Origin of the sequence: Vibrio sp. St2 (assembly GCF_947311885.1) — a bacterium.
GTDB classification, from domain to species: domain Bacteria; phylum Pseudomonadota; class Gammaproteobacteria; order Enterobacterales; family Vibrionaceae; genus Vibrio; species Vibrio coralliilyticus.
Genome location: NZ_CAMZNA010000005.1, coordinates 180,814 through 198,747 on the forward strand (window position 1 = coordinate 180,814; position 17,934 = coordinate 198,747).

Annotated in this window: 19 protein-coding genes; 10 read left to right on the forward strand and 9 right to left on the reverse strand. The window is 44.3% G+C overall.

Features of this window, described 5'->3' with window-relative positions:
* The first annotated feature begins 63 nt into the window (after positions 1-63).
* Entirely contained in the window at positions 64-759 is a 696-nt protein-coding gene (locus tag QMA41_RS16305; protein ID WP_006962911.1) for a TVP38/TMEM64 family protein, read from the forward strand.
* The gene (locus QMA41_RS16310) at positions 756-1,067 is read left to right on the forward strand and encodes a DUF2007 domain-containing protein (RefSeq protein WP_281630172.1); all 312 of its coding nucleotides are present in this window, start codon (positions 756-758) and stop codon (positions 1,065-1,067) included. Before QMA41_RS16305 ends, QMA41_RS16310 begins: the two co-directional genes overlap by 4 nt.
* On the opposite strand, the gene QMA41_RS16315 is transcribed toward QMA41_RS16310, so the two are convergent.
* The 4 genes from QMA41_RS16315 to topA form a co-directional block, all read right to left on the reverse strand.
* Positions 1,064-1,867 carry an alpha/beta hydrolase gene (locus QMA41_RS16315; RefSeq protein WP_281630173.1) on the reverse strand — a complete coding sequence of 268 codons (804 nt, stop codon included), beginning with the start codon at positions 1,865-1,867 and terminating at the stop codon, positions 1,064-1,066. The genes QMA41_RS16310 and QMA41_RS16315 overlap by 4 nt on opposite strands.
* A gap of 166 nt (positions 1,868-2,033) precedes the next feature.
* Entirely contained in the window at positions 2,034-3,491 is a 1,458-nt protein-coding gene (glgA, locus tag QMA41_RS16320) for a glycogen synthase GlgA (protein ID WP_281630174.1), read from the reverse strand.
* Complete coding sequence (gene glgC / locus QMA41_RS16325) at positions 3,481-4,698, reverse strand: glucose-1-phosphate adenylyltransferase (protein WP_038510427.1); 1,218 nt, start codon at positions 4,696-4,698, stop codon at positions 3,481-3,483. The genes glgA and glgC overlap by 11 nt, the downstream gene beginning before the upstream one ends.
* 519 nt (positions 4,699-5,217) lie before the next feature.
* A complete protein-coding gene (gene topA, locus QMA41_RS16330; RefSeq protein ID WP_095571737.1) occupies positions 5,218-7,845 on the reverse strand; it encodes a type I DNA topoisomerase in 2,628 nt (875 codons plus the stop codon).
* A gap of 365 nt (positions 7,846-8,210) precedes the next feature.
* Here topA and QMA41_RS16335 point away from each other — a divergent pair, with 365 nt between their 5' ends.
* On the forward strand, positions 8,211-8,459 hold the full coding sequence (locus QMA41_RS16335) for a YciN family protein (protein WP_019277762.1): 249 nt from the start codon (positions 8,211-8,213) through the stop codon (positions 8,457-8,459).
* Positions 8,460-8,503: 44 nt separating this feature from the next.
* On the opposite strand, the gene aroA is transcribed toward QMA41_RS16335, so the two are convergent.
* Both aroA and QMA41_RS16345 read right to left on the reverse strand, forming a co-directional pair.
* Positions 8,504-9,784: a 3-phosphoshikimate 1-carboxyvinyltransferase gene (gene aroA, locus QMA41_RS16340; RefSeq protein ID WP_006962918.1), complete on the reverse strand. Its 1,281-nt coding sequence runs from the start codon at positions 9,782-9,784 to the stop codon at positions 8,504-8,506.
* 159 nt (positions 9,785-9,943) lie between these two features.
* Positions 9,944-10,399, reverse strand: coding sequence for a glycine zipper 2TM domain-containing protein (locus tag QMA41_RS16345; RefSeq protein WP_019277764.1), 456 nt, complete (start codon positions 10,397-10,399; stop codon positions 9,944-9,946).
* A 17-nt stretch (positions 10,400-10,416) separates the two neighbouring features.
* Between QMA41_RS16345 and aat the strand changes: the two genes are divergently transcribed.
* From aat to infA, 3 genes are all read left to right on the forward strand, one after another.
* Positions 10,417-11,139, forward strand: coding sequence for a leucyl/phenylalanyl-tRNA--protein transferase (gene aat, locus QMA41_RS16350; RefSeq protein ID WP_038156054.1), 723 nt, complete (start codon positions 10,417-10,419; stop codon positions 11,137-11,139).
* Positions 11,136-11,834, forward strand: a complete 699-nt coding sequence (locus QMA41_RS16355) for an arginyltransferase (RefSeq protein WP_038156056.1) — start codon at positions 11,136-11,138, stop codon at positions 11,832-11,834. The genes aat and QMA41_RS16355 overlap by 4 nt, the downstream gene beginning before the upstream one ends.
* An 80-nt stretch (positions 11,835-11,914) precedes the next feature.
* Positions 11,915-12,133, forward strand: coding sequence for a translation initiation factor IF-1 (gene infA, locus QMA41_RS16360; protein WP_001040192.1), 219 nt, complete (start codon positions 11,915-11,917; stop codon positions 12,131-12,133).
* Positions 12,134-12,223: 90 nt separating this feature from the next.
* On the opposite strand, the gene QMA41_RS16365 is transcribed toward infA, so the two are convergent.
* Together QMA41_RS16365 and cysS are read right to left on the reverse strand one after the other, a co-directional pair.
* Positions 12,224-12,802, reverse strand: coding sequence for a thymidine kinase (locus tag QMA41_RS16365; protein ID WP_281630175.1), 579 nt, complete (start codon positions 12,800-12,802; stop codon positions 12,224-12,226).
* A 73-nt stretch (positions 12,803-12,875) separates the two neighbouring features.
* Positions 12,876-14,258 carry a cysteine--tRNA ligase gene (cysS, locus tag QMA41_RS16370; protein ID WP_019275328.1) on the reverse strand — a complete coding sequence of 461 codons (1,383 nt, stop codon included), beginning with the start codon at positions 14,256-14,258 and terminating at the stop codon, positions 12,876-12,878.
* Positions 14,259-14,461: 203 nt separating this feature from the next.
* On the opposite strand from cysS, the gene QMA41_RS16375 reads away from it, so the two are divergent.
* The 4 genes from QMA41_RS16375 (at position 14,462) to QMA41_RS16390 (ending at position 17,555) form a co-directional block, all read left to right on the forward strand.
* Positions 14,462-14,956, forward strand: a complete 495-nt coding sequence (locus QMA41_RS16375) for a peptidylprolyl isomerase (RefSeq protein WP_006962924.1) — start codon at positions 14,462-14,464, stop codon at positions 14,954-14,956.
* A 56-nt stretch (positions 14,957-15,012) separates the two neighbouring features.
* Complete coding sequence (gene lpxH / locus QMA41_RS16380; protein WP_019275327.1) at positions 15,013-15,759, forward strand: UDP-2,3-diacylglucosamine diphosphatase; 747 nt, start codon at positions 15,013-15,015, stop codon at positions 15,757-15,759.
* 65 nt (positions 15,760-15,824) lie between these two features.
* Positions 15,825-17,042 carry an EAL and HDOD domain-containing protein gene (locus QMA41_RS16385; protein WP_281630176.1) on the forward strand — a complete coding sequence of 406 codons (1,218 nt, stop codon included), beginning with the start codon at positions 15,825-15,827 and terminating at the stop codon, positions 17,040-17,042.
* Between the two features lie 18 nt (positions 17,043-17,060).
* Positions 17,061-17,555 (forward strand): YchJ family protein, encoded by a 495-nt coding sequence (locus QMA41_RS16390; protein WP_171340652.1) that lies wholly within the window; start codon positions 17,061-17,063, stop codon positions 17,553-17,555.
* A gap of 66 nt (positions 17,556-17,621) precedes the next feature.
* Here the strand turns inward: QMA41_RS16390 and QMA41_RS16395 are convergent, their stop codons facing one another.
* Positions 17,622-17,909: a DUF1315 family protein gene (locus QMA41_RS16395; protein ID WP_019275324.1), complete on the reverse strand. Its 288-nt coding sequence runs from the start codon at positions 17,907-17,909 to the stop codon at positions 17,622-17,624.
* Positions 17,910-17,934: the final 25 nt, after the last annotated feature.

Below are 17,934 nucleotides of genomic sequence, written 5' to 3' on the forward strand. Positions count from 1 at the left end.
TTCTTATTTGTTAACAATTTTTATTGAGTCGTAAGCCTGAGACTCGAAACAGAGGAAGTCGTTATGAATAAAAAACTTGTGTTGGGTGTCCTGCTGGTTGGCCTGATCGTTTTTCTCGGTATTAACTTTGGTCAATACCTCACCTTAGAAAACGCGAAAGCCCAACAAATAGCGCTTTCTGAATACATCAATAACAACTTTGTGCTTGCAGCCGTTACTTATTTCTTGGCTTATGTCGCCATTACCGCCTTTTCGATCCCTGGTGCAGCGGTGGTCACTCTACTCGGCGCAGCTTTGTTTGGTTTCTGGACCAGTCTACTACTTGTTTCTTTTGCCAGTACCATAGGTGCGACACTAGCCTTTTTGAGCAGTCGTTTCCTCTTGCGTGACTGGGTTCAGAGTAAGTTTGGCGACAAGCTGAATGCCATCAACCAAGGCGTTGAAAGAGACGGTGCTTTTTACTTATTTTCATTACGCCTGATCCCCGTATTCCCGTTTTTCCTGATCAACCTTCTAATGGGTCTAACACCACTTTCAACAGCGAGATTTTATCTCGTTAGCCAGTTAGGTATGCTGCCAGGCACTGCGGTGTATCTGAATGCAGGTACACAATTGGCACAAATTGACAGCTTGTCAGGAATCGTATCTCCGTCTGTCTTAGCCTCATTCGCACTACTAGGGCTTTTCCCTGTCATTGCTAAATGGGTAATGGCAAAAATTAAAGGCGCGCCTCAAGCACAAAATGGGAGCCCTTCTTGAAGATATTCACCGCCGATAACCCACCAGAAGCTCACATTGTTTGCGAGCTTCTTAAATCAAACCGCATTCCATGTGAAGTGCGAGGAGAAGGTATGTTTGGCTTGCAGGGTGAAGTCCCTTTCGGTGAAAACTCCCAACCCTATATATGGCTTCTCGATAGCAAGATGCATAATCAAGCCAGCGCTATCATTGAACAATATATGCAGCAAACACTGATTGGCTCGGAATGGCAATGTGAGGAATGCGGAGAAACTAACGAAGCACAATTCGCTATCTGCTGGCAGTGTGGTGCCGTTGGCCCTGCTTAATTGGTAATGGCTTGTTGTTTAATGAAGGCAATAGAGTGTTGATTAAATTCTTCTGGACGCTCTACGTTGCACACGTGGCCACAATCGGGAATTTCCAGTAGCGTACTCTTCTGGTGCGCTGCGACCATTTCTTTGACCGGGCGAATAAACATGTAGTCCCGTTCCCCCATTAGATACAATGTAGGAATTGACAATTCACGCTCTTTAAAGTAACGCATCATCGGATTCACATCAGCCGTGAGAATAAACCAACGTTTAAACTCTTTCTGGCATAGCTTCTTCGCTTCGCGGATAAACAGGTGACGAGATTCTTTTTGTGTACGCTGTGGCATGACGATATAAGCAAATAAGCTGTATAACCACATATAAGGCACGATGTGCTTACACAAGTTACCCAGCTTAACCAAAACTTGTGAACGCGTGTTCAAACGCGTTACAGCGCCTCCTAGAACCATAGACTTAACCCGGCCAGTCGACATTTCAGCCAAGTTTCTTACGATAATGGTTCCTAAAGACATACCAACGAAATGCGCTGATGTAATCTTTAAATGGTCCAAAACCTTAAGAATATCCGCGGTAACCGCTTTGAATGTATAACGATTTGAGATCAACTCTTTGATGAAAGGGTTAGACTTACCGTGTCCACGAAGATCCACCAACAACAAGTTAAAATGCTGTCGATAAGCTTTGATCTGCTTGAACCAGATAGATGAACTGCCACCTGCACCATGCACAAAAACCACCCACTCATTACTGGTTGGGTGCAAATATGTTTTATGGAAGAGAAGCGTTTCGCTCATATTCTCGCAGTCAGTTAGGTCAATAATTTTGTGTCGGGCAGAGTATCACAAACTCTCAATCTTTTAAGTCAGCTTATGCCAATTAAGCCCACAATTACCACAAATTAACCCTAAATTTAACTCAAAAAAGGCGCCATATAGGCGCCTTTTTTCATAGTAATTGTTATTAATCTAATGCACTGTGATACAAACTCAAATACTCATCCGCCGCTTTGTTCCAGCAAAAATCTTGTTGCATTGCGTATAACTGAACACGCTTGAGTTCACCGGGCTGCTGAGCGTACAACAGTAATGAGCGTTGCAGCGTTAAAAGCAATTCTTTAGGCTCTGGCAGTTCAAACAAAAAGCCAGTAGCGGTCTCTGGATCAGCATCGTAATCATTAACACTGTCTTTTAATCCTCCAACACCCCGAACAATCGGCAATGTGCCATAAGCCATGCTGTAGATCTGATTTAAACCACAGGGCTCAAACTCAGACGGCATTAGGAAGAAATCAGACCCAGCTTCCACCAGATGAGCCAATTCGTTGTCGTAGGCCTCTATAAACTTGAACTTATCACTGTGTAAGGCTTCGATATCTTTAAGCTTAGATGCCAGAACTGGGTCACCTGTACCAACAATGACCAGCTGAACCTCATAACGCAAAAACTGGTCGAGTATCGGCAGTAAGTAATGGACACCTTTCTGGTTCGTCAGCCGACATACCATGCCATACACTGCGCCGTCATTTTCCGCTAAGCCAACGCGCTCCTGAAGAGCTCGCTTACAGGCTTTTTTGCCGCGCACCATACTTTGACGATTCGCCTTGTAATTGGTTGGCAAGTAATGATCAGTCTCCGGATTCCAAGCAGAATAGTCACAGCCGTTCAATATACCAACTAAGTCGCCTTCTCGCTGTTTGAACTCAGCAGCCATACCATGGCTACCTAGTTCTGTTTTGAGCTCTTCTGCATAAGTTGGGCTGACTGCATTGATCTTGTCAGCATTCATCACACCCGCTTTTAACATGGTTACGTGTGTTGAGCTTACTGCCGCGTCCGGTGCGTAGCGAGTATGCATTTCAGGCAAAACCTGAAGCTCCTCGTAGCTGAATACACCTTTAAATACCGCATTGTGCACAGACAGAATACTTCTGGTTTGGGCAAAAAAGTCTGTACGGCCATATCGGTGTTTGAGCAGATAAGGAACAAATCCCGTATGCCAGTCGTTAGCGTGAATAATATCCGGTTGGAAACCCAGCTTAGGTAACATATCCAAACAGGCAGCACTAAAGAAAGCGAAGCGCTCACCATTGTCGCTGTATGCCTGATTGTTTTCGGCATACATCTCTGGACGATCAAAGTACTTAGGACAATCAATCGCGTAGGCTTTTAAGCCTGCAACGTGCAGCTCCCGAACCAAATACTCAGTATGAGGCCAGTGCTCGAGTGTCGTCTTCAACACCACTGGAGCTGATGTGACTTGAGGTATTTTTTGGTAAGCAGGTAATGTTACTCGTACATCTTGATTAAGTTTGAGGAGAGCCTCGGGTAGCGCCTTGGCCACGTCGGCCAAGCCACCACTCTTGATGAGTCCTTCAACTTCCGATGCTACAAACAGAATAGATAAATTCTTAGTAGCCAATTCGTGCTCCTTTAGGAATGACAACAATACCATCGTCAGAGACGTGGAAGTGCTTTTTGTCTTCCATGAGGTTCACACCAATTTGCGTACCAGGTGCAATATCTGCGTCTTTGTCGATGATGACGCGACGTAGTACACAACCCTCGCCTACTTTCACGTCGCCCAAAAGGATACTTTCGCTAATATCACACGCAGATGCAATATTACTGCGGAAACCTAGTACAGATTTTTCGATTCGTGAGCCACGAACATAACTGCCGTTACATACTAGACTGTCAATGATCTGCACACGGCCATTATCCGAGTCAGTAAATGTTGCAGGTGGCAGTGCTGGGTAAAATGTGTGAAGAGGCCACTTTCGGTTATAAAGAGAGAATGGAGCGTCTTTCTCAAGCAAGTCCATGTGTGCTTGCCAGTAGGCGTCAATCGTACCGACATCACGCCAATAAACTTCTTCTTTCTCGCCAGTAATTCGGTTGGTACTGAAATCATAAACAAACACGTCACCACGCGGGAACATTTTCGGAATGATGTCTTTACCGAAATCGTGAGAAGAGTCTGGGTTATCCGCATCTTCAATCAGTTCAGCAAACAAAGGTTGAGCTTCAAAAACATAGTTGCCCATTGAAACTAACGCATGTTGAGGATCACCAGGAATCGGCTTAGGTTGTTCAGGCTTTTCTTCAAAGCCGATCATTCGCCCATCTTCATCCACTTCAATAACACCAAACTGAGACGCCTCAGACAGAGGCATACGCAATGCCGAAACCGTCAGTGATGCTTGTTTTTCTTTATGAAAATCGAGCATCTGTTTGATATCCATTTTATAGATATGGTCAGAACCAAAAATACATACTTGCTCTGGCTCAGCCAGTTCCATAAAACGTAAATTTTGGTAGATAGCATCTGCCGTGCCTTCATACCAACGTTTACCAGTACGCATCTGCGCTGGAATTGGGTCTATGAATCGATCAGTGATACCGCTGATATTCCAGCCTTTCTTGAGGTGATGAAACAGGGATTGGGATTTGAACTGAGTCAATACATAGATACGCATCAAATCAGCATTTACGAAGTTGTTTAAAGCGAAATCAATAAGACGGTAACTACCGCCAAAAGGAACCGAGGGCTTGCTACGAGACTCCGTCAACGGACGAAGGCGTGAACCTTCACCACCAGCAAGGATCATTCCTAAAACACCAGCCATTATTTATTCTCCATAATAATTTTTAATTGCGGATAAGTTTCTATTTCGGGGACTTATCTTTGTCTTCCTAGTTGCTAGTCTGATTTCACGCAGACATACGATATGGAATGCTTAGCCTGTTTTTTCGAACATAAATCCATTTTATGTTTCGTCTAATAATCATCAATTCTTTGTGCACAGGGTTTACTATAAATTACCGTATTTCGTTAAATTTACAATTTAAAAGATGCTATACCTTGAACGCGACAAAGTTTACTTTGCCCTGCCCTGAAGCAGCTCACAGAATCAAGGGCTTTTAACACAAGCCGTTAACACGACGCATACAAAGTGGTGACTTTGATCGCAGTTCACAATTTATTGTCAAGATGATATTACGAGCAGATGGCAGTTTCATGAATCGCCTAATCCGAATGCATTTCTTAGCTAATCCATTGTTCTGAACAATATCCATTGATTACTCAACGAATAATAAAAAAGCAGCCTAAAGAGGCTGCTTTTTTAAATGTAGGATTAATGGCTTTACTTTGCGGACTTCTTACGCTTATCGGTAATTTCCCATTTACCATCGATGTACAACGCTGTGTAGCCTGATGGTTTGCCATCAACCTCAGATCGAACATAGTTCTCTTTCGATTTGCGGCTGAAACGTACTACCATAGGAAGACCGTCTGGATCTTTTTCAGGCGCTGTTGTCAGATAATGGAATTTCGGAGAAATACGATCTTTAAATCGAACCAACTCTTCTACAAGAGGAGCACGAGTTTCACGCGATTTAGGGAAAGTACTTGCTGCCAAGAACAGACCAGAAGCACCATCACGTAATACAAAGTATGCATCTGAGTTTTCACATGGTAACTCAGGAAGATGAACGGGATCTTCTTTAGGCGGCGCGACTTCACCGTTTTTAAGGATCTTACGCGTGTTCTTACATGTCTCGCTAGTACAATCCATGTATTTACCAAAGCGACCGTTCTTTAGAACCATGTCACTGCCACACTTGTCACACTCAACGACAGGGCCGTCGTACCCTTTCACCTTGTACTCGCCATGCTCAACGATGTACCCATCACAATTAGGGTTGTTACCACACACGTGTAGCTTACGCTTATCGTCGATCAGGTAAGCGTCCATTGCGGTTTCACAAATCGGACAACGCTTTTTCGCACGAAGTGCTGCTGTTTCAACGTCCTCTTCTAAAACGTTAATGATGCCTTCTTCGTCACCCAAATTGATGGTGGTCTTACAACGCTCTTTTGGTGGTAATGCATAACCTGAACATCCAAGGAATACACCTGTCGATGCTGTTCGGATACCCATTTCACGAGAACAAGTTGGACACTCGATATCGGTGTAGACGATATGGTTTGGCTTCATGCCACCATGATCTTCATCCTGCTCCGCTTTTTCCAGATCTCCAGTAAAGTCACCAAAGAAGTTATCCAGAACCTTCTTCCAGTTCGCTTCACCTTCAGCAATTTGGTCAAGCTTTTCTTCCATGCGAGACGTAAACTCATAATTCATCAACTCATGGAAGCTATCATCCAAGCGATCCGTTACGATTTCACCCATTTTTTCAGCGTAAAATCGACGTTGTTCAACTTTAACGTAACCACGATCCTGAATGGTCGAAATGATAGACGCATACGTTGACGGACGGCCAATGCCTCTCTTCTCAAGCTCTTTAACCAAAGCCGCTTCAGTGAAACGTGCAGGCGGTTTGGTAAAGTGTTGTTTAGGATCTAATTGAATCAAATCAACCTTGTCACCAACCTGAACGGCAGGCAGGATCTGGTCTTCATTCTTACCTAGTGGACGTTGAACACGAGTCCAACCATCAAACTTAAGAATGCGGCCTTTGGCCTTAAGCGTGTACTCAGCAGCTTTGACGCTCACTGTCGTAGAATCATACTTTGCAGGTGTCATCTGACACGCGACAAACTGATTCCAGATAAGTGAATACAGTTTATGCGCATCCGCTTCCATGCCTTTGAGTTCGTCAGCTTTAACTGCCACATCTGAAGGTCGGATTGCTTCGTGCGCTTCCTGTGCACCTTCTTTGCTGCCATACACATTAGGTTTAGCCGGAAGGTAAGCGTCACCGTACTCATCGCCAATGAATCCACGAACGGTTTCTACAGCTTCTGCGCTCAAATTCGTCGAGTCGGTACGCATATACGTGATATAACCCGCTTCATACAAACGCTGAGCTAACATCATCGTTTTCTTAACGCCGTAACCTAAACGAGTGCTGGCTGCTTGCTGAAGCGTTGACGTAATGAACGGAGCAGAAGGCTTGCTCGACGTTGGGCGGTCCTCACGTTTGCAAACTTCGTACGCTGCTTTTTCCAGCACAGCAATCGCTGACTGCGTTTCAGCTTCATTCGACGGCTTAAATGCCACACCATCTTTCTGGGCAACCTGAAGACGGAAATCCGTTTTGTTAGCAGTTTTAGTATCCGCGTGAATATCCCAAAACTCTTCTGGAACAAACGCTTTGATTTCGCGCTCACGCTCCACCAATAGTTTTACCGCCACCGATTGAACACGGCCAGCAGACAGGCCACGCGCGACCTTTTTCCACAACAGTGGTGAAACCATAAAGCCCACAACACGATCCATGAAACGGCGTGCCTGTTGGGCATTAACGCCATCCATACTAAGCTCACCCGGTTTCTGGAAAGCTTGTTGAATCGCGTTCTTAGTAATTTCGTTAAAGACAACTCGTTTGTATCGCTCTTCATCGCCACCGATGATCTCACGAAGGTGCCAAGCGATGGCTTCTCCCTCGCGATCCAAATCGGTTGCGAGATAGACGCTATCTGCGTCTTTCGCGAGCTTCTGTAGCTCAGCAACCACTTTTTCTTTACCAGGCAAGACCTGATAATTCGCTTCCCAGCCGTTAAATGGGTCGATGCCCATTTTTTTGATCAGCGCTTTGCGGTCTTTTTCTTTCTTGATTCGAGCTTTCTCTTCAACACTCAAACCTTTCGTAGAGACAGCCGCTGCCTTCTGGCCGGTACTCTGACCTGCGGTAGGTAGATCGCGTACGTGACCCACACTGGACTTAACAATAAAGTCCTTACCTAAATACTTATTGATGGTTTTAGCCTTAGCCGGCGACTCCACAATAACGAGTGACTTACCCATATTGACTCAAGTGTCCTTAATATGATTTCGGCGATTTAACGCACGACATACTTAATATATTGCTTCTTTTTTTACTATTGAGCGAGAAACCAAGAAGATCAATATCTTTTTTTAAATTCAACATTGACTGGTCGACAATTCGACGAATGGTAATTGTCTCGACGCTTAGAAAGTGCCACATACTAAACGTGGCAAAGATGCTTCCGCTAGTACAACAAAAAAATTTTTGCCTTCGGTCACAAAACCCATCGCATTGCCCGTTTAACATTGGGACAAGCTAGATTGATCTGACGCAATTGCTTTCGTTATTAACCCTTCTACAATCCCCTCTATTATATAAACGCGTTGATAAGCGAGTGATAAATATGAGCGAGAAGAAAGTCATTTCCAAATTCGAATTGTTGCTGATAGCCAACCACATCATTCAGGAGCATGAAGACTATGTTGAAGGAATGCGAGCAGACAGCGTCGAAGAAAAAGATGAAGTTTTAGTGTTCAAAGGAAATTACTTTTTGGATGATGCAGGTCTGCCAACAGCAAACACTACCGCTGTATTTAATATGTTCAAATACTTAGCGCATCAACTGTCGAAAGAATTTACCCTAGAAGATTAGAAAGCAGAATAAAACCCTGATGACGAGCATCAGGGTTCATTATGTTAGCAGCTCAGTGAAGCCAGCTTGTCAAAGTAATCAGGGAAGGTCTTTGACGTACATTTCGGGTCATTGATCGTTACAGGTGTATCACTCAACGCAACCAGAGAAAAACACATCGCCATACGATGATCATCATAGGTATCAATAGCCGCATGAGTTAGCTGTTGAGGTGGTGTCACAACGATGTAATCTTCGCCTTCTTCCACTTCTGCGCCTACTTTGCGCAACTCTGTTGCCATCGCTGCTAAACGATCAGTTTCTTTCACTCGCCAGTTGTAGACATTACGGATCGCCGTTGTGCCTTTAGCGAACAGTGCGGTAGTAGCAATTGTCATTGCAGCATCAGGGATATGGTTGAAATCCATATCAACCGCATTCAGTTCGCCAACACGAGAGATAACGTAGTCGTCACCCCATTCGATTTCAGCACCCATCTTTTCTAGCGCATCAGCAAATTGGATATCACCCTGGATGCTCTTCTTACCAATCCCTGTTACTTTAATTTCGCCACCCTTAATAGCAGCAGCAGCCAGGAAATAAGAAGCAGAAGAGGCGTCGCCTTCGACCAGAAAATCACCCGGAGCAACGTAAGACTGACCTTTACGGATGACAAATTCCTGATAGTCATTGTTCTCTACTTCAACACCGAACTGCGACATGATGTGCAGAGTAATATCGATGTATGGCTTCGACACCAACTCACCAACGATTCTAATGGTTACATCGTCTTGTGCCAGCGGCGCAGACATCAAGAATGCCGTCAGGAATTGACTTGAGATCGACCCGTCAATTTCAACCGTACCGCCCTTCAGGCCCGTTCCTTTAATTTTCAGTGGAGGAAAGTCTTCATTTTCTAGGTATTCAACGTCAGCACCAGCCTGACGAAGGGCTTCAACTAGGTGGCCTATCGGGCGCTCTTTCATACGAGGCTCGCCCGTCAGCACATACTCTCCGCTACCTAGACATAAAGCAGCAGCGAGAGGTCGCATTGCCGTACCCGCATTACCTAAGAAGAGCTCTAATGCTTCCGGAGCATCAAAGGCTTTACCTAGCCCTTCCACTTCGCAAACCGTTTTGTCTTGCGACAACGTATAATTCACACCAAGTTGAGTCAGTGCATTCAGCATATGGCGAATGTCGTCACTGTCTAGAAGGTTAGTTAGACGAGTCGTCCCTTTAGCGAGTGCTGCTAGCAATAACGCACGGTTAGAAACGCTCTTAGAACCGGGTAAGTTGACCTCACCATTGACTTTGTTGATAGGTTGTAACGTAAGGCTTTCCATTAAATTCAGTTATTCCTTGATCGCTTTGCCTTCCTAAGCAAGCGATGAAAAATTCTTCGTAGTTGCAGCCTATCTAAAATCGACATCTAAAACTAGACCAAAATCACAATTAGTCGTGATCTTTTATTTGGCTTATGCAATAGCAATACACAGGGCGAATCAATACTCTTTATCAACTCTAACACCGTTATCGAAATACAGGATTCGTATCTTGTCGCCCCGCTCAAACAACATAGTGTTGTCGACATCCTGAATGACATCGATCAGCTTATCGTCGTCCGTTTTTATCAACAATTCGACCAGCTTGTACTCCACTTTATATTCTTGATTAGCGCGATTGTGTGCAATGCCTGCTCCTGCCACAGCGCCAACGCCAGTGGCGACTTGTTTACCGGTCCCACCACCAAATTGATTGCCGATAACGCCGCCCACGACAGCACCAAGCAGCGTTTCCCAGCCAGAAGATTCAGCTTTAACAATATCTTGTTGAGTGAGATAGCGAACGGAATCAACTTCACCAAACACGACTTGATTCACAGGTCTGGCTTGATTTCTCTCATATGCTGCATTGGCAACGAGCGGAAAAATGAATAAGATCCAAAGCCATTTTTTCATCATAGTTCTCCTGCGTCATGGCGATTTATTTAACTGAACTCGACGAAGACAAACTTTGGTTTCCATCTCCATACGAAGCCCTAAATGATCCAAATGGGTTGCTTGCATTCGGTGGCGACCTGTCTCCTGACCGTCTATTGCTCGCTTACCAGAATGGGATTTTCCCTTGGTATGGGCCAGGTGAGCCTCTTCTTTGGTGGAGTCCATCACCGAGAGCAGTGTTTGATCCTAAGACATTCAAACCCGCTAAAAGTCTTAAAAAGTTTCAGAAAAAGCATCAATATCAGATCAGCATCAACCTTGCGACCGAGGCTGTTATCGATAATTGCGCATCAATGCGGCCAGAACACGAAACCTGGCTCAATGAAGAAATGCGCGCATCATACAAGAAACTGGCAACGCTAGGGCACTGCCATTCAGTGGAAGTGTGGAAAGATGAAGCGCTTATTGGAGGCTTGTATGGCCTATCTATAGGACAAGTTTTTTGCGGCGAGTCGATGTTCAGCCGAGAAACCAACGCTTCCAAGATCGCGTTGTGGTATTTCTGCGAACATTTCAAGTCGATGAAAGGACAATTAATCGATTGTCAGGTGATGAATCCACATTTGAAATCCCTTGGTGCTCAGGAACTCGATAGAGATGACTTCATGCAAAGCCTGCTATCCTTAAGACAGGAAAAGGTTGTTGAAAACAGCTTTAAAGCTCAGTGGCTTGAGCTGTCTTCAGAGGAGAATCAATGAGTTCTGATCTGCAACAAATCCGTATCGGGTTAACAGATAGTCACCCTTGTAGTTATCTTCAAGACAAGCAAGAACGTGTTGCTGTGGCTCTAGATCCAACCATGCACACAGCATCAAGTTATGAAGTTCTGCTGGCGAATGGATTTCGTCGTAGTGGTGATACGATATATAAACCTCATTGCGACCAGTGCCAATCTTGCCAAGCTCTTAGAGTCTCTGTGCCTGACATCCAGCTTTCAAAGAGTCAAAAACGCTTAAGAAATAAAGCCAAACACCTAAAATGGGAATTACGAGATGAAATGATTCCAGGCTGGTTTGAGCTCTATTCAAAGTATATTGAGGCTCGCCATAGCAATGGCACCATGTACCCGCCTAAACAAAATGAGTTTGCCCAGTTTTCACAATGTCACTGGCTCAATACTCAATATCTGCATGTTTATGACCAAGATCGACTCATTGCGATAGCAGTAACAGATATTTTGTCAAACTCAGCCAGCGCGTTTTACACCTTTTTTGACCCGGATTACGAATTATCTTTGGGAACACTGGGGGTGTTATTTCAGCTCGAATACTGCCAGCAGCAAGGAAAACAGTGGCTCTATTTGGGTTATCAGATTGACGAATGCCCTGCAATGAATTACAAAGTCCGCTTTCAGCGCCATCAAAGGCTAGTAAATCAGCGTTGGCAAGGGTAGAATACGCCCCAACTTTACTTATTTCATTTTTATCGGCGAAATTAGCCGGTTGAAATTATCCATTTTTAAAAGAGGATTAAATGGCTAAAGAAGACGTAATTGAGATGCAAGGCACTGTCCTTGATACTCTTCCAAACACAATGTTCCGTGTTGAGCTAGAAAACGGTCACGTAGTTACTGCTCACATCTCTGGTAAAATGCGTAAGAACTACATCCGTATTCTTACTGGTGACAAAGTAACTGTAGAGATGACTCCATACGATCTATCTAAAGGTCGCATCGTCTTCCGTGCTCGTTAATCTCTGATTGCTTTGCGCAATCCGAATTAGTCGAATACAACAAAAAACGGAGCTTGAAGCTCCGTTTTTTGTTGTCTAGCATTTACGCTCCTACTTGCCAAGCGCTTCTTTGTAATGCTGGCGACACACTGACACATAGCGGTCATTACCACCAATCGCAACTTGATCGCCTTCAGCAATGGCATTACCGTGCTCATCCGTACGGATAACCATGTTCGCCTTGCGTCCGCAGTAACAGATTGTTTTTAGTTCAATCAACTTATCTGCCCAAGACAACAAGTATTTACTGCCTTCAAATAGCTCGCCCAGAAAATCCGTTCTCAGGCCATAACACAGCACCGGGATATTCAGCTTATCCACTACTTCTGTCAGCTGGTAAACTTGCTCTTTAGTCAAAAACTGGCACTCATCAACTAGAATACAGTGGCGCTTTTCCACCTCGTTTAAGGCGGCAATATCCTGATAGAGATCAGAGTCATGACGAAACAATTGAGCATCCGACTGTAAACCGATACGAGAGCTCACTTTACCGACGCCGTATCTGTCATCCAATGCAGCGGTAAAAATCACAGGCGTCATGCCTCGTTCTTGGTAGTTAAATGAGGATTGAAGAAGAGTGGTGGATTTACCCGCGTTCATCGCAGAGTAATAGAAGTACATCTGAGCCACTGATTGCTACCCGTATAAAAATATAAATAAAAAAAGAAAAAGGGCTGAATCAACAGCCCTCAATAAAATTCAGTTACTTGCGGCGCCAAGTCGTCCCTTCTGGGCCATCTTCAAGCACGATTCCCATCTCAGTTAACTTGTCGCGCGCCATATCGGCATTTGCCCAGTCTTTAGACGCACGCGAGTCGTTACGCAGTTTGATAAGCGCTTCAATCTCAGCCACTTCATCATCATTACCTGCATCACCTTTTAAGAACGCTTCTGGTTCTTGATGAAGAATACCTATCACATCCGCCAATTCACGCATTAGTGAACCCATCGCACTCGCCTGCTCTAAGTTATCATTCTTAATGCGGTTGATCTCGCGAGCCATGTCAAACAACACAGAATATGCTTCTGGCGTATTGAAGTCATCGTTCATGGCTTCGGTAAAGCGCTTAACGTACTCTTCACCACCAGCTGCTGGGACTGTTAGGTCCAAACCACGCAGCGAGGTGTATAGACGCTCAAGAGATGCACGAGCCTGATTCAGGTTTTCTTCACTGTAGTTCAGCTGGCTACGGTAATGCCCTGACATTAGGAAATAGCGAACCGTTTCTGCGTCATAATGACCAAGTACGTCACGAATGGTAAAGAAGTTACCCAGTGACTTCGACATCTTCTCTTTGTCGACCATCACCATGCCACTGTGCATCCAAGTATTCACGTATTGAGTGTCGTGAGCACAGCATGACTGAGCAATTTCATTTTCGTGATGCGGGAATTGAAGATCCGAGCCACCACCGTGAATATCGAAATGATTACCTAGGATTGATGAGTTCATTGCTGAACACTCAATATGCCAACCTGGACGACCCGCGCCCCATGGCGATTCCCATGTTGGCTCGCCTGGCTTAGACATTTTCCACAGCACAAAGTCTAGCGGACTGCGTTTCGCGCTTTCTACATCGACGCGCGCGCCAGCCTGAAGCTGATCTAAATCTTGCTTAGATAACTTACCGTATTCGTCAAACTGGCCAACTTCAAACATGACGTCACCGTTGTCTGCAACGTATGCAAAACCGCGCTCGATCAGTTTTTCAACCAGCTCGATAATTTCAGCAATAAACTCCGTCGCACGAGGCTCAACATCTGGGCGCTTCATATTCAATGCATCAAAGTCAGCGTGCATTTCACCAATAAGGCGCTCTGTTAGAGAATCACAGCTCTCGCCGTTTTCATTGGCGCGCTTGATGATCTTATCGTCTATATCGGTGATGTTACGAACAAAGGTCAGATCATAGCCAAGGTAACGCAGGTAACGAGACACTACGTCGAAAGAAACGAATGTACGACCATGACCGATGTGACAGAGATCGTAGATGGTTACTCCACAGACATACATGCCAACTTTGCCAGCATTGATTGGTTTGAATTCCTCTTTCTGTCTTGTGAGTGTGTTATATATCTTTAACATGATCTCTATCTAATTATTTAGGTGAAACAAAATAGTGGCTCAGTATACCAATATGCTTACCTTCAGGTCATCCCTGAAATGCTCAAAAAGCCACCACCAAACTCATTATTCACCTCTAGAGAGCCACTTTTCACGTATAAAAGTGGCAAAAGTTAATATAGAATTCAGTTTTTAAGTCAAAGTCATAAATAAAGGACATCATCATGATCACCCTTCACACTAATTTTGGTGACATCAAAGTTGAGCTAAACGAAGAGAAAGCACCAGAAACATGCGCGAATTTCCTGCAGTACTGCCGTGATGGTTTCTACGACAACACGCTATTCCACCGTGTTATCGACGGTTTCATGATCCAAGGTGGCGGCATGGAATCTGGTCTGCGTGAAAAAGCAACTCGCGCACCAATCAAAAACGAAGCGAACAATGGCCTGAGCAACAAAGTGGGCACGCTAGCAATGGCACGTACCATGGAACCGCATTCAGCAAGTTCACAGTTTTTCATCAACGTGAACAACAACACTTTCCTAGATTTCCGTAGCGAGAGCCTAGACGGTTGGGGTTACTGTGTATTCGCTGAAGTGGTTGAAGGCATGGATATCGTTAACCAAATTAAAGGTGTAAGCACAGGTTCTCAAGGCATGCACCAAGACGTACCTCTTGAAGACGTTGTCATCACAGGTACCACAATCGAAGAATAATGATTGTCAGGGAGAGCACTAAGCTCTCCCTCGTTGTTTCTTCAGGTTAATAAAATATGACCACATTATTTATTTCAGACCTCCATCTCTCTTCTACCACACCAGACATCACTGATTGCTTTATTCGCTTTATGCGTGAAGAAGCCGTTCATGCTGACGCCTTATACGTTCTCGGCGACCTGTTCGAGTTTTGGATTGGCGATGATGACCGCTCAGATTTTGCCAAGCAAATTCGTCGCGAATTCAAGCAACTGACCTCTCTTGGGGTACCTTGCTACTTCACACAAGGTAATCGCGACTTCCTCGTCGGTAAGCGCTTTGCCAAGCAAACTGGTGTCACCTTGCTGGGTGATGAGACAGTGATTGACCTATACGGCAAAAAAGCCGTGGTTTTGCACGGCGACACACTGTGTACTGAAGATGTAAAGTACCTCCAGTATCGAGAGAAAGTACATCAACCTTGGCTACAATGGTTGTTCAATCGCATCCCAATGTTTATTAAAAAGAAGATTGTATCGAAAGTTCAATCTGATATTCGCACCGACAAACAAACCAAATCACTCGACATCATGGACGTGACACAAACTGAAGTGGAAGCGGTCATGGCATACCACAACGTCGATTTGATGATTCACGGACATACTCACCGCCCTAATGTACACGTATTCTCCGCGAACAATACTAAAAAAACCCGTATTGTTTTAGGGGATTGGTACACTCAAGGCTCAGTTCTGGTCTATGCTAAAAATAGCTTCGAGTTGGAAGCTAGGCCATTTCAGACTTCAGTGGAAGAAGCTGACTAAACTCTTAATTATTCATTGGAATTTGGCCAATTCCATTACTAATAATGAGACGTTGGAACTAGGTTTTGAAAAACTCATACATAGCCAGACAACCGATTTTAAACCGAGATAAACAAACTGTAGGGTACGAACTCTTGTTCAGGGACGGTCCTAAAAATACCTTCCCTGAAATTGACCCTGAACATGCCACCAGTCGTTTATTGTCTGATCACTTTCTAAATACACATTATGAGACTCTTGGGGATAAACTTGGCTTTGTTAACTTCCCGTACCAAAGTCTGATAAATCGAGTGCCGACTTTGTTCCCATCAGAGAACTTTGTCATCGAAATTTTAGAAGACTGCCCACCAACTGAAGAACTGCTTGATGCAATAAAAGATATGGCAGCCAAAGGCTATACCATTGCACTAGATGATTTTATCCCTAATAAGGAATGGCGCCCTTTTCTTCCTTATGTTTCATTGATTAAGTTTGATATCCGGTTAGTGCCCATCGAAAAAGCCCATGCTTTTATGAAAAGGCTCGAGGGAAGTAACATTCGCTTTCTGGCGGAAAAAGTAGAAACCTATGAAGAGTTTGAACAAGCAAAAAAAGCAGGATTTGAATATTTCCAAGGCTATTTTTTCAGCAAGCCTGAAATGATCAGTAAAAAAGCGTTGGAACCCTCTTTCATGACAGTTATTCAACTGTTGACCGAGATTTCGAAAGATGAGATTGACTACAAAGCCATCGAATCACTAATTAGTAAAGACTTATCGTTATCCTACAAGCTACTGACTTTTGTCAATTCGTCAGCCATCGTTCAGACACAGATTCAGTCTTTCCATCAGGCTTTGGTTTATCTTGGCGAGGATAAGTTACGTAAATTCATTTCTTTGGTATCGCTGGCATCCACTCAAGATAGTAAACCAGATTACTTATATGGGCTATCTATACAGCGTGCGCGGTTTTGCGAGCTGATCGGAGAGAGGCTTCAAGTAGAACTTGAGTCCGGGCAAGCTTTTCTTACCGGTATGTTCTCACTACTAGACAGCCTGTTAGACAAACCATTGGATGTAATAGTGACTGAGATTCCTATTGAAGAAACCGTAAAGCTGGCATTGACGCAGAATGAAGGCATACTAGGCAGCATTCTCATGTTAACCGAAGCGTATGAGTTAGCTGATTGGGAAGAGGTATCCGACCTTAGCGAGTCTTTAGGCTTGAATCCACAAGATTTAAGTAAAAGCTATGACGCATCCGTTAAATGGACTGCAGATCTTCTCTCAGTATCAACAAAATAGCGCTTCATTGGAGCCATCATGCAACACTGCCCTTGTGGTACAGAAAAAAGCTACAGCGAATGCTGCGAGCCAATTCACCTCGATCATTCTAAAGCCACAACTCCTGAAAAATTAATGCGCTCCCGCTATAGCGCACACGTTAAGCATCTGGTCGATTACGTCGTAGACACTTATCATCCAAGTTGCAATGCCATTGAACAACGTGAAGGGATTCAACAATCGGTAGAAAGCGATTGGTGCAAACTTGAAGTCATCAATACAGAAGCAGGCAGCGATAAAGACGAAGGCTTCGTTACCTTCAAGGCTTATTTCAAAGAAGATAACGTGCAACACTGTCTCGAAGAGCGCTCACGTTTTGTGCGAGAAAATGGGCTATGGTATTACATCGACGGTACGTTTCCAGAGCCAGACGTTGATCCACGGCTCAATCAAACTATAAAGAGTTTCAAAGTCGGCCGAAACGATCCTTGTATTTGTGGTAGCGGTAAAAAGTTTAAGAAATGTTGCGGTTAACTACAGGCTAGATAGTAAAAAAGCAGGATGAGTATCCTGCTTTTAGTTTCTGAGCTTAGTAAAGCACTAAGCGTCATTATTCGGGTTAACTCTCACAATATCTTGCTGATCTTGATTGAATTGCTTTTTCAGTTCCGCTTTTGACTTAAAACTGATCTCGCCCCCCTGGGCCACTGTCATATGTTGCGCTTCTGCATTGTGCTTAGATTGATACAACATCACAGCTTGCATACACGAATCTCGCTGCTCTTGAGAAAGTGGTGTACCCTCAGGCCACTTCCCCGTTTCTACAGCATAGAGTAGACGCTCGTATGCCTCTGGTGTAATGGCATTAATTAACTGCTCTGCGTCCATGGTCTATCCTTAAGTTGTAACTGAG

Bases quoted from the DNA above. Each gene is read 5' to 3' on its own strand.
- QMA41_RS16305 (WP_006962911.1), top strand. From the start codon at position 64: ATGAATAAAAAACTTGTGTTGGGTGTCCTGCTGGTTGGCCTGATCGTT.
- QMA41_RS16315 (WP_281630173.1), bottom strand. From the start codon at position 1,867: ATGAGCGAAACGCTTCTCTTCCATAAAACATATTTGCACCCAACCAGT.
- glgC (WP_038510427.1), bottom strand. From the start codon at position 4,698: ATGGCTGGTGTTTTAGGAATGATCCTTGCTGGTGGTGAAGGTTCACGC.
- topA (WP_095571737.1), bottom strand. From the start codon at position 7,845: ATGGGTAAGTCACTCGTTATTGTGGAGTCGCCGGCTAAGGCTAAAACC.
- QMA41_RS16335 (WP_019277762.1), top strand. From the start codon at position 8,211: ATGAGCGAGAAGAAAGTCATTTCCAAATTCGAATTGTTGCTGATAGCC.
- aroA (WP_006962918.1), bottom strand. From the start codon at position 9,784: ATGGAAAGCCTTACGTTACAACCTATCAACAAAGTCAATGGTGAGGTC.
- QMA41_RS16345 (WP_019277764.1), bottom strand. From the start codon at position 10,399: ATGAAAAAATGGCTTTGGATCTTATTCATTTTTCCGCTCGTTGCCAAT.
- aat (WP_038156054.1), top strand. From the start codon at position 10,417: ATGGCGATTTATTTAACTGAACTCGACGAAGACAAACTTTGGTTTCCA.
- QMA41_RS16355 (WP_038156056.1), top strand. From the start codon at position 11,136: ATGAGTTCTGATCTGCAACAAATCCGTATCGGGTTAACAGATAGTCAC.
- infA (WP_001040192.1), top strand. From the start codon at position 11,915: ATGGCTAAAGAAGACGTAATTGAGATGCAAGGCACTGTCCTTGATACT.
- cysS (WP_019275328.1), bottom strand. From the start codon at position 14,258: ATGTTAAAGATATATAACACACTCACAAGACAGAAAGAGGAATTCAAA.
- QMA41_RS16375 (WP_006962924.1), top strand. From the start codon at position 14,462: ATGATCACCCTTCACACTAATTTTGGTGACATCAAAGTTGAGCTAAAC.
- lpxH (WP_019275327.1), top strand. From the start codon at position 15,013: ATGACCACATTATTTATTTCAGACCTCCATCTCTCTTCTACCACACCA.
- QMA41_RS16390 (WP_171340652.1), top strand. From the start codon at position 17,061: ATGCAACACTGCCCTTGTGGTACAGAAAAAAGCTACAGCGAATGCTGC.
- QMA41_RS16395 (WP_019275324.1), bottom strand. From the start codon at position 17,909: ATGGACGCAGAGCAGTTAATTAATGCCATTACACCAGAGGCATACGAG.